Origin of the sequence: Microbacterium sp. 22179 (assembly GCF_052045715.1) — a bacterium.
GTDB classification, from domain to species: Bacteria; Actinomycetota; Actinomycetes; order Actinomycetales; family Microbacteriaceae; genus Microbacterium; species Microbacterium galbinum.
On record NZ_JBQEPJ010000004.1, the window covers coordinates 267,290 to 279,795 of the forward strand.

The 12,506-nt window shown below is 67.1% G+C and carries 14 protein-coding genes; 10 read left to right on the plus strand and 4 right to left on the minus strand.

Annotation, left to right across the window (positions count from 1 at the left end; translation table 11 throughout):
* Positions 1-15: 15 nt before the first annotated feature.
* Entirely contained in the window at positions 16-657 is a 642-nt protein-coding gene (locus ACTJKK_RS11200; RefSeq protein ID WP_440748041.1) for a TetR family transcriptional regulator, read from the plus strand.
* Between the two features lie 247 nt (positions 658-904).
* Here ACTJKK_RS11200 and ACTJKK_RS11205 read toward each other — a convergent pair whose 3' ends face one another.
* Positions 905-3,349 carry a M1 family metallopeptidase gene (locus ACTJKK_RS11205; protein WP_440748042.1) on the minus strand — a complete coding sequence of 815 codons (2,445 nt, stop codon included), beginning with the start codon at positions 3,347-3,349 and terminating at the stop codon, positions 905-907.
* 258 nt (positions 3,350-3,607) lie between these two features.
* Here ACTJKK_RS11205 and ACTJKK_RS11210 point away from each other — a divergent pair, with 258 nt between their 5' ends.
* From ACTJKK_RS11210 to ACTJKK_RS11220, 3 genes are all read left to right on the plus strand, one after another.
* A complete protein-coding gene (locus tag ACTJKK_RS11210; RefSeq protein WP_440748043.1) occupies positions 3,608-3,850 on the plus strand; it encodes a DUF2188 domain-containing protein in 243 nt (80 codons plus the stop codon).
* 228 nt (positions 3,851-4,078) lie between these two features.
* Positions 4,079-4,234, plus strand: a complete 156-nt coding sequence (locus tag ACTJKK_RS11215; protein ID WP_247623834.1) for a hypothetical protein — start codon at positions 4,079-4,081, stop codon at positions 4,232-4,234.
* Positions 4,231-4,686, plus strand: a complete 456-nt coding sequence (locus tag ACTJKK_RS11220; RefSeq protein ID WP_440748044.1) for an NUDIX domain-containing protein — start codon at positions 4,231-4,233, stop codon at positions 4,684-4,686. Before ACTJKK_RS11215 ends, ACTJKK_RS11220 begins: the two co-directional genes overlap by 4 nt.
* Before the next feature lie 79 nt (positions 4,687-4,765).
* Here the strand turns inward: ACTJKK_RS11220 and ACTJKK_RS11225 are convergent, their stop codons facing one another.
* On the minus strand, positions 4,766-5,758 hold the full coding sequence (locus ACTJKK_RS11225) for an SDR family NAD(P)-dependent oxidoreductase (RefSeq protein ID WP_440748045.1): 993 nt from the start codon (positions 5,756-5,758) through the stop codon (positions 4,766-4,768).
* A gap of 132 nt (positions 5,759-5,890) precedes the next feature.
* Between ACTJKK_RS11225 and ACTJKK_RS11230 the strand changes: the two genes are divergently transcribed.
* The 5 genes from ACTJKK_RS11230 (at position 5,891) to ACTJKK_RS11250 (ending at position 9,255) form a co-directional block, all read left to right on the plus strand.
* Positions 5,891-6,415, plus strand: a complete 525-nt coding sequence (locus ACTJKK_RS11230; RefSeq protein WP_440748046.1) for a TetR/AcrR family transcriptional regulator — start codon at positions 5,891-5,893, stop codon at positions 6,413-6,415.
* Positions 6,416-6,707: 292 nt separating this feature from the next.
* A complete protein-coding gene (locus tag ACTJKK_RS11235; protein WP_247623829.1) occupies positions 6,708-7,112 on the plus strand; it encodes a VOC family protein in 405 nt (134 codons plus the stop codon).
* A complete protein-coding gene (locus tag ACTJKK_RS11240; RefSeq protein ID WP_440748047.1) occupies positions 7,109-7,402 on the plus strand; it encodes a winged helix-turn-helix transcriptional regulator in 294 nt (97 codons plus the stop codon). Before ACTJKK_RS11235 ends, ACTJKK_RS11240 begins: the two co-directional genes overlap by 4 nt.
* A 47-nt stretch (positions 7,403-7,449) precedes the next feature.
* Positions 7,450-7,863 (plus strand): hypothetical protein, encoded by a 414-nt coding sequence (locus tag ACTJKK_RS11245; RefSeq protein WP_440748048.1) that lies wholly within the window; start codon positions 7,450-7,452, stop codon positions 7,861-7,863.
* A gap of 198 nt (positions 7,864-8,061) precedes the next feature.
* Entirely contained in the window at positions 8,062-9,255 is a 1,194-nt protein-coding gene (locus ACTJKK_RS11250) for a LamG-like jellyroll fold domain-containing protein (RefSeq protein ID WP_440748137.1), read from the plus strand.
* A gap of 128 nt (positions 9,256-9,383) precedes the next feature.
* On the opposite strand, the gene ACTJKK_RS11255 is transcribed toward ACTJKK_RS11250, so the two are convergent.
* Entirely contained in the window at positions 9,384-9,839 is a 456-nt protein-coding gene (locus tag ACTJKK_RS11255) for a phosphatase domain-containing protein (RefSeq protein ID WP_440748049.1), read from the minus strand.
* Positions 9,836-10,993 (minus strand): DNA cytosine methyltransferase, encoded by a 1,158-nt coding sequence (locus ACTJKK_RS11260; protein ID WP_440748050.1) that lies wholly within the window; start codon positions 10,991-10,993, stop codon positions 9,836-9,838. The genes ACTJKK_RS11255 and ACTJKK_RS11260 overlap by 4 nt, the downstream gene beginning before the upstream one ends.
* A gap of 144 nt (positions 10,994-11,137) precedes the next feature.
* Here ACTJKK_RS11260 and ACTJKK_RS11265 point away from each other — a divergent pair, with 144 nt between their 5' ends.
* Entirely contained in the window at positions 11,138-12,319 is a 1,182-nt protein-coding gene (locus tag ACTJKK_RS11265; RefSeq protein ID WP_440748051.1) for a hypothetical protein, read from the plus strand.
* The last annotated feature ends 187 nt before the right edge of the window (positions 12,320-12,506 follow it).

The following is a 12,506-nucleotide window of genomic DNA, read 5'->3' on the forward strand; positions in this document are numbered from 1 at the left end:
CGGTACAGTAGCACCATGAACGCGGCATCCGCAGATCAGCCCGCCCCGAGGCGCAACAAGCCCGACGTCGTCGACGCGGCCATGAGCGTTCTCGCCGAGAACGGCATCGCCGGGCTCTCGATGCGCCGCATCGCCGACGAACTCGACGTGCAGGTGAGCGCGCTGTACTGGCACTTCCCGAACAAGCAGGCGCTCCTGGCCGCGGTCAGCGCCCGCATCGTCACCGGCGAATCGGATGCCGAATCGGATGCCGAATCGGATGCCGAATCGGACGCCGCCGACCTCACCGCCACGGCCACCGCGCTGCGCGATCGCCTCCTCGCCCACCGCGACGGCGCCGAGGTCGTATCGAGTTCGCTCGCGCTCGGGCTGCTCGACCTGCCCGCTCGGCAGCGGCTCGTCGAGGCGGCGCTCGCCGCGGGGCTCACGGATGCCGCGGCCGTGGTCGCCGCCGACACCCTGGTGCACTACGTGATCGGGTTCACGTTCCACGAGCAGCAGCGGGTACACGCGGCTGTCATCGGGGCCGCGGATGCCTCCGTCGACCTCTCGCCCGTGCGACTCGCCTCCCCGGACGCCAGCCCGGACGACGACTTCGCCGCCGGCCTCGCGCTCATCGTCTCCGGCATCCGCTCGGCCGCCGTCGCGGGGCGCTGATCTCTCGCGGGGCGGGACGCTTCGACAGGCTCAGCGACCCGGGTTCCTCGGCCGCACCTGCAACTGGGTTCCTGAGCTTGTCGAAGGGCCCCGTCCAAGACGCCGAGGGGTCACAACACGCCGTGCCGCGGCATCCGTCTACGGCGTGTCTTGACCCCTCACCACCGCCCGCCGACCGCACGCGAGAGCGCCCGCCCCCGGAATCCCGGGGACGGGCGCTCGCGTGCGTCAGCCGATCAGACCTCGATCAGACCTCGAGCTTGCGGCGCCGAGCGGCAACGAACATGCCTCCGCCGACGAGCAGCACGAGGGCCAGCAGGCCGAGTGCCGTGGGCAGTTCGCCCCCGGTCTGGCTGAGTTCGCCCGAGCCGTCGGGGGTGACGGCTCCGCCACCACCCGTGCCACCGCCGGTGCCGCCGCCGTTGTCGGGGTCTTCGCCTCCGCCGGGAACCTCGGCCGCGGCGACCGCGACGGTCGCCTCGCTCGTGACCGATCCGCTGCGGAAGCCCTCGAGGGTGCCCGTGACCGTGACCGTGATGCGGGCGCCGAGAGCGGATGCCGGGATCACGAAGCTCGGTCCGGCATCGACGGCGCGAGCGGCCATCAGCCCGGCGGGCTCGTCGACCGGCTCCTCCTCGTCCTCCGCGGGAACCTCGACCGGAACGCCGTCGATCGCCCACTCGTAGGTGAGCTCGGTGCCCGCGGGCCAGCCCTCGGAGGTCGCGGTCAGCGTCTCGCCGACGACGGCCTTACCCGTGATGGTGGGCAGCTCGGTCGGGACGACGATCTCGGCGACCGAGGTGTCGACCGCGCACGTCTCGGAGCAGCTTCCACCGAGGGTGAGGGGCTTCACGGCCAGCGCGAACGAGCCGCCGGCCGATTCCTCGCTGATCGTCGCGTCGATGGTGAGCGACGCGCTCGTGCCGACCGCCGTGCCGACCGGGATCGGCCAGCTGAGCGTGGTGCCGTCGAGCGTGGCGCCCTCGGGCACAACCAGGTCGGCGTTCGCGAGCAGTGCGCTCACGTCGACCGACACGACCGACGAGGCCAGCGGCACGCGACCGGTGTTGAGCGCCGTGACGGTGTACGACACGGTCTCGCCCGGGTAGAGCGCGACCTCGGGGCTGCCGCCGCTGAGCGCGACCGAGTACTTGTCGGGCCAGGCGGGCTTTCCGGGCTCGAGGATCCAGTCGGTCCAGAAGGCGGTGAGGTCGAAGCCCGAGAGTTCCTCGGCCAGGGCCTTCAGGTCGGCGCCGGCGAGGCTCTTGCCCGCGTTGTCGACCTGCCACTGCTTGATCAGGGTGAAGTACGGCTCATCGCCGATCGCGACCCGCAGCGCCGCCCAGAACTGCGCGCTGCGCGTGTAGGTCTGGTAGCCGTAGAGGTTGGCCGAGTCGGTCTGACCACCCGGTGCGATGTTCCAGTTGGCGCTGGTCGGAGCGGTGTTGTTCCACGAGTTGAAGTACGTCTGCTCCGAGGGCGTCGTACCTGCGCCGAAGCCCTCGAGCGTGTTGTAGTACGTCGGACCCCAGGTCGCCATGCCCTCGCCCATCCAGATATCGGTCCACGTCGACGGGGCGACGTTGTTGCCGTACCACTGGTGCACGAGTTCGTGGATGAGCGTGTTGCCGTTGACCGAGTTCACGCTCGGGAAGAACGAGCGGTCCTGCGTCTCGAGCGCGTAGTTGATCGCGCTCGGAACGGTCTTCACGATCACGCCGGTGCTGTTGCCCGGGTAGGGACCGTAGATGCGCTCGAGGTTCTGGGTGATGGTCTGCAGCTGCGTGATGCGGTTGCGCACCGTGGTCTTGTTCGCGTCGCTGAGACCGAAGTCGATGAACGACCACGACGGGATCGTGCGACCGTCGAGCAGCGTGATGCTGCCCTCGACGACCTCGTAGCGGCCGATGCCGATGACGACGAGCTCCGACGCCATCTGCTTCTGCTGGCGCCAGGTCCACGTGGTGCGCTCGCCCGACTGGCTGACGACCTTCGACTGCAGCTCGCCGTTGCTGGCGACAGCGCCCGGGGCGCTCACTCCCGCGGTGTTGGTGAGGGTCGACGGGGCATCCACCGTGATCGTGTAGGTGGCCTTGTCGCTGGGGGTGTTGTTGTGCGGGAAGCCGGTCATCATGCCGATGGGCTGGCCCAGCAGCATCGCACCGTCGTTCGTTCCGCTCCAGCCTTCCTGGCTGTCGTCGGCGTCGGTGTGGAACACCGGAACGCCGCTGTAGTTCACGGTGACGGTGAACTCGCCGGTGACGGGGGTCGCCGGGGTCACGATGAGCTTGTACTTGATGGCTGCCGCGTCGATGTCACGGGACCAGGTGGCGGGCTGGCCGTTCACGAACACGCTGTCGACGGTCAGGCCCTCGAAGTCGAGCGAGAACGAGCGCAGCGGCGCGAGGGCGCGGGCCGTCATGGTGGTGGATGCCGAGTCGAACTGACCGGTGATGACGTTGTTCGCGACGCCGGTCGGGCTCCACGCGATGTCGATGTCGTAGTCGAGGGCGTCGTATCCGCCGTTGCCGACGTTGGGGAACATGGCGTCGCCCGAGGTGCGGGCTCCGTCGATCGGGTCGTCGGCGGCGGATGCCGGAACGGCGGTGGCGAGGAGGGAGCCGGCGAACAGCGCGGTGACCATGGTGGTCGCGAGCAGCCGCCGACGTCGGGGAGGAGTCAGTCGGGTCATGAGTGCTTTCGGGTAGGCAGGAACGAAAGGCGACCGGTCACGTCGTCGTGGTGCAGGGGGTGGCTTGTGGCCGGGGTCGCGAATGCGGGTTGATCGCAACCTAGGGAAGTCCTATGTCGGCAATATATCGCCATTGTGTCCGGCAGATTGCAGGAATTTTTCCCGTCCCGTTACCTGCCGTCGAGGGATCCGGCAAGGGGGTTCTGCGGGGCGGTGTCGTCGCGTAGACAAGGGGGCAGACCGAAGGAGAGATAGGGCATGGCTGCCGGCGACATAGTGACGTTTCACCGCAACGGAATCTGGTTCAACCGCATCGAAGGCGAGGCGGGGGTGATCGGATCGGGACACTTCACCGAAGCGGATGCCGTCGTCGCGGGCCGCGGCGCGGCCGCCGCCCGCCAGGTCGAGCACCTCATCCATGACGAGGAGCCTCCCGCCGACGCGGATGACCCGTACGCGCGGCATCCCCGCGATCGCGTCGGGGTGTCGATGCAGGACTGATCCTCGGCATCCGAATCTTCCGGTCGCGTCCGCGCGCCCGGACAAGGATCGAGAGCGCACCGTCACCACCCCTGGGCGGTGCGCTCTCGTGCGCGCGGGTGACGTCTCGTCGCCGCAGTGGCCACCGACCGGTCGGAAATGACGGTTCTGAGCGTCGATAGCCAGCATTTCGCACCGATCGTGTGCGGCACATCGCCCCACTCTGGCCCGCGGCCCTAGCGTAGGGGCATGTTCGCTCCGACCTTCGTCATCGGCCTGCTCATCTACGTCGCGATCGTGCTGATCGGGCTGCTCGTGCTGTGGTTCGTGATCTACACGGCCGTGCGCGCGGCGCTGACCTCGCACCGCCAGGCGCTGGCGGAGGAGCGACTCGGGCGCTCGTGATCTCCGACTACGTCCGTGCGATGCGCGACCGCATCGGACACGACCTGCTGATGCTCCCGGGCGTCACCGCCGTGATCCGTGACGGCGAGCGCTTCCTGCTCGCGCGCAGCGCCGGGACAGACGAATGGAGCCTGATCGGCGGCGGAGTTGAACCCGGCGAGGAACCGACGGATGCCGTTGTGCGAGAGGTGCGCGAAGAGCTCGGCGCCGGCATCCGCATCACCGGGATCGTCGGTGCCTACGGGGGTGAGTCGCTCGTCGTCGAGTACCCGAACGGTGATCGCGTCGCGTATGTCACGACGGCCTACGCGTGTGAGGTGGTCGACAAGATCGAGCCCGACGGTGAGGAGATCGTCGAGGTCGGGTGGTTCACGGCATCCGAGATCGCGGGCCTCGATCGTGAGCCGTGGATCGACCGGGTGCTGGCGGATGCCGTGGCCCGAGTGCACTGATCGGTCAGAAATGTCGGTTCTCCGTGCCGAGAACCGACACTACTGACCGATCGGTGCACTCCGGCGCGCGGCGAGAGGACTACTGCACCGACCAGCCGCCGTCGGAGGCGAGGATCGCGCCGTTGATGTTCACGCCGTCGTCCGACAGCAGGAAGGTGATGGATGCGGCGAGCTGCTCGGCGGTCGCGACGGTCGGGATCGCCTGCTGGAACGGGGAGAGTCGGGCCGAGCCGTACTCCGACATGTGCGGGGGCATCGGGATGCCGGTGGCCACCCCGCCGGGAGCGACCGAGTTCACGCGGATGCCCTTCGGTCCGTACATGAACGCCGCCGACTTCGTGACGCCGATGATGCCGTGCTTGCTGGCGGTGTAGGCGTTGCCCGAGGCGTTTCCGCGCAGACCCGCCTCGCTCGAGACGTTGAGGATCGACCCGCGGCCGGCCTTCTCCATGATCGGCAGCACCGCGCGCATGAGCTTGAAGGGGGCGGTGAGGTTGATCGCGATGACGCGGTCCCACACGGCATCCGAGGTCTCGCCGGCGGGAGAGAAGTCGTCGTTGATGCCGGCGACGTTCGCGAGCCCGTCGATCGTGTCGCCCGCGGCGGCGATGACGGCGTCGATCGCGTCCTGCTTCGTGAGGTCGCCGGCGACGGTGACGATGTCGGCATCCGGGTTGTCGGCCTTGAGGGCGTCGAGTTTCTCGGCGGCGATGTCGCTGGCGATCACGCGACCGCCTTCGCGGGCGATGCGTTCGGCGGTCGCGCGACCGATGCCGGATGCCGCGCCCGTGACGATCACGGTCTTGCCGGCGAACCGGGCGCCGGCCTCGACGACCGGTTCGGCCTCCTCGATCGGCACGACGCCGCCGTTGGCCGCGCGCACGAGGTCGTCGACCACCGACTGCGGCATCGCGCCCTGGCTCATTGCGACGAGCTGCTGCAGCGGCAGGCCCAGCACGGGGGTGAGGAGCGACGGGTCGGCGCCGGTCTGCTCGAAGAGTCCGCGGATGAGCGGGCCGCCGGTCGGGTCGTCGAGCCATTCGCCGATGGTGGAGTGGGCGGTGAGGGCCATGTCGTGCTCCTTGTTCGGGTTCCTGCGAGTTTCGCAACGGTGCGTCTACTTATGGATCAGTGTACGCCCGAGTAGCCTCTGATGGTGCCCCGTCCTCGCAGTGAGAAAGCGCGCCGGTCCGTTCTGGACGCGATGCGCGCCGCAGTGTCGACGGGCGCCTATGAATCGGTGACGATCGAGGGGCTCGCCGAGGCCGCCGAGGTCTCGAAGCAGACCATCTACCGGTGGTGGCCGTCGAAGGCCGCGATCCTCGGCGAGGCGCTCCTCGAGGGGTCGGTGCCGGGCGCCGCGGTCTCGGTGCCGTTCACTTCTGATCTGGGGGCCGACCTGCGCGCCTGGTTCTCGGCCATGAGCCTGTCGCTGGGTGACGCCGAGGGCGTCGCGATCGCGCGGGCGCTGATCGTCGTGACGGCGTCGGATGCCGCGCTCGGGCTCGCGTTGAACGAACGTCTGGCCGCGCCGATCCGCCAGTGGGTGCGCGAGCGGTTGGCGCTCGCGGTCGCCGACGGCGAGGTGCGATCGGATGCCGACGCGGAAGTCATCGCGGACCAGTTCGTCGCGATGTCGAGCTACGCCGCCCTGCTGGGCCGGCCGCTCAGTGACGAACGGGTCGAGGCGACGGTGCGGGTGCTGCTGCGGGGGATCTCGGCGGTTTGACGGGGCGGGATGCTTCGACAAGCTCAGCAACCCAGTCGTAGTCGAAAACTGGGTCCCTGAGCCTGTCGAAGGGCCCCACCCCGAGAGGCTGGGTCCCTGAGCCTGTCGAAGGGCCCCCGCGCGCACACCTGCAGGGAGATGTCACACCTGCAGGGAGCATCCGCCCGTTTCTCCCTGCAGATGTGATTCGTCCCTGCGGATGAGCGGGCAGACGACCCTGCAGGCGAGCGGGCAGACGAGCGGATGCCGAACACCCCTTGACCCCGCACTTGTATTTTGCAAGTATCAACGCATGAGCCTCTTCATCACCTGTCCCGTGGCTGACGTCGAACGAGCCACCGCCTTCTACACCGCCCTCGGCTGGACCCTCAACGCCGAGATGTCGGACCACAACGTGTCGTGCTTCCAGATCGCGCCCGAGCAGTACGTGATGCTCGGCAGCCGCGAGATGTACGCGAGCGTCGGTGGCACCGAAGACCTGATCGGCGGTCCCGACACCCCGTCGAAGGTCACGGTCTCGTTCGACCTCGACAGCCGCGAGGCGGTCGACGAACTCGTCGCGCGCGCCGAAGCCGCGGGCGGTCGCGTCGGTGACATCGACGACTACCCCTTCATGTATCAGCGCCAGTTCGACGACCCCGACGGCTACCACTACTCGCCGTTCTGGATGAAGCCGGCGACCGACCAGACCGCGTGAGCGACCTCTCCGCCGCCCTCGACATCGTCGGTGCGCGCTGGGCGCTGCTCATCGTGGAGCAGCTGCTCGCCGGCCCGCAACGCTACGGCGATCTGCAGCGCGAGCTCGGGGCGCCGACGAACATGCTCGCGACCCGGTTGCGCGAGTTGGAAGAAGCCGGCGTGCTGAGGCGATTGCCGCTGACGCACAACACCCGCGCGTACGCGCTGACCGAGCGCGGGGAGGCGCTGGGGGAGGCGATCGGGGCGTTGGGGCGCTGGGGTGCGGATGCTGCTCCGGCAAGCTCGTGACAGCGGCGGTCTCTACCGGCGCTCGCCGTGGTGGATAGTGTTTCGATGTGCCCCTGAACCGCAGCAAGCTCAACTCCTGGCGCCCCTTCGAGGCCGGAAGAGAACTGAAACGGTGGCTGTCCGGCTCGACCCACTCGCCGGCGGATCTGCAGTTCGCCCTCGGCACGCTACAGCGACGTCGCGAGAACATGCGTCACCTCTTCGAATACACGTGGGCTGGCTCTGCGATCGTGGTTTCGGTGGCGGCGTTGGGAGCGGCGATGGACAGTCTCCCTGTCCTGATCTATGGGCTCAGCGCCGTGGCCGCAATCACGTTGATCGGTCTGGGCGCGTTCCTCTACGGGGCGAGACTCGACGACCGGATCCAGGAGGTGTGGGTGGTCATCACGGCCGAGCCCGAGGTGCGTCCGGTCACCCGAGCGTTGCGGAAGTTCTGGGTGTTCGTCGGGTTGCGCGGATAGGCCGCGGGTGGTCGGCGGCATCGATTCGCCGACGTGCACCGCAACGCGAGTGGCCCCGACAACATGTCGTACATCTCGACCGAGTACGGGGCGCCGGCGACGTTCGCCGATCTCTCGTCGTAGTCCGGGTGCACCGCCGAGGCGTTCCTGCAGCTCGACGAGGAATGGACCGAGGCCGCCGACCGCTGGAGCGCCGCGCTGACGCGCGGGGGCGCACGCCAGTGGTTCGGCATCAACGACTCGTCCGACCCGGGTGCCGGCGCCGCATGGCTCGGCATCTCGAGCCTGCGCGAGTACCAGTTCTCGGCGGGGGACAGTTCTTCTCGGGCGTCCTACACCCTGTGGTCCGGCGAGATCATGCAGGGATCGTGGCACCACGTCGCGATCGTGAACGACCCTCGCGCGGACACCGCGATCATGTACGTCGATGGCGTGCCGGTGCTGCGCAACGCGTCGAATGTCGGCGGCATGATGGCCGCGGACTTCATGCCGTGGATCATCGGCGCCTCGACCTGGAACACCGAGGTCGAGCACGGCTGGCACGGATGTGTGGGCGAGGTGCGCGTGGTGGATCATGCGCTGTCTTCGCGTGAGTTCTTGTACCAGCGGGCGGACTTGGTTTCTGGGTTCTCTGTTGCTGGGGACTTCGGGACTGTGCTGCCGTCGGATGCTGTGGTCTCGTCGTTCTCCGGGCGTGGGTTTGCCGGGTCTTCGGTGAGTGTGGTTGTTGACGGGGTATCGCTCGGGTCTTCGGTCGTTGCGGCTGACGGGTCGTGGTCCGTTGCGCTGTCGTCGCCCATCTCGGGGTTGGGCGCGCACGCGGTGTCGTTCGTTCCGTCGATCGGGACGCGGAGTGCTGCGGCTGAGTCTGTCTCCGTGGTGATCGGTGAGGGTGCGTCGCCGTGGACGCCGGTGGAGTCGGATCTGACGGACGCGCTGGAAGGCGTGATCTCGGTCGACCCGTCGCGCTTCGCGCCGGGGGCTACGGTTTCGGTTTCGCTGTCTGACGGGTTCGACGGGGCGACTGTTTACGGGTACCTGTTCTCTTCGCCGGTGTCGGCGGGGTCGGGAGTTGTGGCTGATGGTGCGGTCTCGCTGACCGTGCCGGAGTCGGTGCCGTTCGGTGAGCACCGGTTCGCGCTGTATGCCGCGGATGGTGAGGTCATCGGGTGGGACACGGTGACGGTTGTGGATCCGGCCGGTGGTTCGGATGGTGGGTCTGGTTCTGGTGGTGAGAACGCCGGTGGTGGAGCGGATGCCGGGGCCGGTGCGTCCGGTGACTCGCTGGCGACCACCGGTCTCGATGGATCGTGGATGCTGCTGTGCGTCGCGCTCGGCGCGGGCGTGCTCGCCGCGGGCATCACGCTGGCCCTCCGCCTACGGCGGTCCTAGCCCACTGAGTGAGGGAGGGGCTTACGGCGCCCCTCCCTCACTCACTGGGTCCCTGAGCCTGTCGAAGGGTCCCGCCCCGCGAGAACCCGTCCCCTGGGCCCGTCGAAGGTCCCGCCACAAAGACGCCGTCAGAAGTCGCCGTCGGCGACCTGAAAACAAACCAACCCGCGTGATCGCCACATCTCGACGACGCTGCGGCGGTCATCAACCACGCCGATGACGTCGTAGTGCGGCGCGATGTACGAGTCGTAGATCTCGCCCTTCACGATGTTGTCGGCGCGCTGGTCGCCGGTGCGGCGGAGCAGCAGCCGATCGAACGGGATGCCGTTAAACGTCAGCCACGCCTCGGTGGCCCGGCGCGCAGTCTCATCGCGGCCGGACACGACGAGCAGCGCATCGACATCCGGGTGCGCCGCGAGCGCCTGCGCCGCCATCACGACCGGACGGTGCGGGGTGTCGATAGAGACATTCCGCATGTCGTAGGGCGAGCGGTCGCCGATGAGGGCGAGGGTGCCGTCGACGTCGAAGATCCAGGTGCGGGGGAGGGCATAGTTCGTCTGCTCCGCGCCTTCGCTAACTGTCAACTGACCGCTAGCCGGCGCGTCGAACTCTCCTCGATGTACCCCAGCTGAGTCATCAGGGCCCGCACAACTGCCTTCCCCAGCTCAAGTGGCACGGCATTGCCAAGCTGACGCTGGACGTCGGCCCGGTTGCCGGCAATCTTGAAGTCGTCAGGGAAAGACATCAGCCGCAGCATCTCAGCAACGCGCAGTCGTCGCGCACGCTCAAGGCCATCAGGGGTTTGAATGTTCTCCCAATGGAACGGCCCAACCCACGGGCCGGGCTGCGCCTGCAGCGTGGTCGACGGGCGATTCGGGTCGAGTCTCAGAAGGAAGGTCCAGTAGCGGCTGCGCCACTCGAAGTGATTACGCCCCTCGTACCGATCGGTGTGCCACAGATAGTTCTGCCCAGGAGGAACCTCGGCGGCCAGTTCTCCATACTGACCGGCGACGATTTCGTCGCTCGCGACCCGCAAGACAGGCGGAAGATCGGCGAACGCTTGCCCCGCGGTCACGTGAGGAATCTTCGTCGAATCGACTTTTCGGTCGCGCTCGCTCCACCCGGAGTGAGTGGGTTCCGGGAACTCGAACTTCTTGCCATCGCGTCGCCCGACAACGAAGACGCGGCGTCGGAGCTGTGGCACTCCGTAGTCGGCAGCCAGCAGCACCTTCCACTGCGGGTTGTACCCGAGTTCGGCCAGAGCCTTGAGGAGGCGCTCAAACTGGGCCTTGTGCGTGCTGTAGGTCAGACCTTGAACGTTCTCCAGCACGAACGCTTCGGGGCGGGAGTCTCTTACGACGCGGACGTACTCGTCGAGGAGGGAAGCGTTCGGGTCACGGCTCTCGCGCTTCTGCTCAAGCCAAAAACCGGACTTGCTGAACGGTGTACATGGCGGACCGCCAACCACCAGAACGGGCTCGGACGAGCGAAGGCCGGCTGTTGCGAGGATCTGTTCAGTGGGCACCTCCCGGATGTCTCCAGAGACCGTCGCCGCACCGTCAAAGTTGGCTCGAAGGGTCTCGAGTGCCGGCTCGTTGTAATCAGTCGCGACCGACACCTTCAAGAGGCCGCTGCCGTGGTCAGCTGAGATGAGCGGATCGGCGTCGGCACGCTCGACAGCGAGGTCGAGTCCGCCAGCACCAGAGAACAAGCTCACGACGGGGAGCTGTTCGCCCATCTGACACCTCAGTTTCGTCTTCGTTCGTGCGACCAACCGGGCGGTCACACTCATCAACAAGTATCGTCGAGAGCAGTCTGTCCTGGACCACCGACATGCTTGGAATCCAGGCGACGGTCGATCAGACGAGCGGTGGGAGCGATAGTGGGGAATGACTTGATCGCAGGGCGTTCGTTCGGCGAGGTGTATCGCGTTCAGAACCGCTTTGACCTTCACGACTTTCTCCTCAACGCCGTTGAAGCGTCGGGAGGTCGGGTCATCTATGCCAGCGAACCCAATCGGGCACCCGTATACCTCGGGGTGCAGCTCCCGTCGGATGAGCGCATCGGCCTGCTGGTGTACCCGTTTCGGATCACGAATAATCAGATCGTGAATCGGCCGCCCGACGAGGTGCGGGGTCAGCTTCGTTACGGGTCGGAGGCGAGCTGGAAGCGTGAACATCCCGTTGGCCGGGACATCGGCGGCGTTGACGTAACGATGATTCTCGGGATCGACCCGCTCGCGGAAGTAGCGGTTGGTCTCGACGCAACTCTGTGGGATCCCCTCCCCATGGGAATCTCCTTCTACCTCAAGCAAGCCGACGTTGATGCTGCGCGCAAGGCGGGTTGGCATGTATGGGAGAAGACGAACAAGCCCGGGAGGAAGCGCGAAGACGCACGATCTCCGCTCAATCTAGAGACGGTCGTCGCGTTCACGCCGAAGCACCTCATCGATTACGCGCGTCTGGAACGGCGAGCGACATCGCTGCGTCTAGATCCGCCTTTACGGTTTGCGGCTGCGGAAGCAATCGTGCGCGAGCAGGATCAACCGGTGACGCAGGGTAAGCACGTCCTTGAGGAGCAGTTCGCCCTATCGAGCGAGCAGATCCTCGACATCATTGGCGGTCGAAATCGACTTGCCGTGGCTGTGCGCGGCGGCGTTGCTGAGCATCATCTTGAGCACCAGCTAGAAGTCTCAGCAGATGTCCTTCGCTCGGAACGGCTGGACGTTGACGCCCTTCACGACTTCGACGTCGATCTCACAGATGGGCGGGCTCTTCGAGTCGAGTGCAAGAACGCGAGCCCCAGAACGTTCGCTGACGGAGCGTATCGAGTTGAGGTACAGAAAACCCGTGCGTCGAAGGGCGATCCGGCATCGCGCTTCTACCCGGTCAACGGGTTCGATGTCGTGGCAGCATGTCTATTCTCCGCAACCGGCGCCTGGCAGTTTCGCTTCGCACGTACCATCGATCTCAAGCGCCACGACGTCTTCGCGGACAGGCTCGCGCCGATCCAGAGGATCACCGATCGGTGGGTCACGGAGATTGGTGACCTCCCCTCGGAATAGGCGCTGCTCGTCACCGCGACCGCGGGGGGATGACGTCTTCCGAAAAGTAAGCCTGGACAAAGCCGCGCTCGTCCACGAAGAGGCGGAGCGAACCACCGAGCAAAGCGGGCGACTGAGACTCCAGCGAGCAACTGGATAGCGCGACTGGCCGCAGAATCGGGCGATGAAGAAGTGCTACCAGCCTGGT

Excerpts from the sequence above, each read along its gene's own strand:
- ACTJKK_RS11200 (WP_440748041.1), top strand. The coding sequence starts at position 16 with ATGAACGCGGCATCCGCAGATCAGCCCGCCCCGAGGCGCAACAAGCCC.
- ACTJKK_RS11205 (WP_440748042.1), bottom strand. The coding sequence starts at position 3,349 with ATGACCCGACTGACTCCTCCCCGACGTCGGCGGCTGCTCGCGACCACC.
- ACTJKK_RS11210 (WP_440748043.1), top strand. The coding sequence starts at position 3,608 with ATGGCTGCCGGCGACATAGTGACGTTTCACCGCAACGGAATCTGGTTC.
- ACTJKK_RS11215 (WP_247623834.1), top strand. The coding sequence starts at position 4,079 with ATGTTCGCTCCGACCTTCGTCATCGGCCTGCTCATCTACGTCGCGATC.
- ACTJKK_RS11225 (WP_440748045.1), bottom strand. The coding sequence starts at position 5,758 with ATGGCCCTCACCGCCCACTCCACCATCGGCGAATGGCTCGACGACCCG.
- ACTJKK_RS11230 (WP_440748046.1), top strand. The coding sequence starts at position 5,891 with ATGCGCGCCGCAGTGTCGACGGGCGCCTATGAATCGGTGACGATCGAG.
- ACTJKK_RS11235 (WP_247623829.1), top strand. The coding sequence starts at position 6,708 with ATGAGCCTCTTCATCACCTGTCCCGTGGCTGACGTCGAACGAGCCACC.
- ACTJKK_RS11260 (WP_440748050.1), bottom strand. The coding sequence starts at position 10,993 with ATGGGCGAACAGCTCCCCGTCGTGAGCTTGTTCTCTGGTGCTGGCGGA.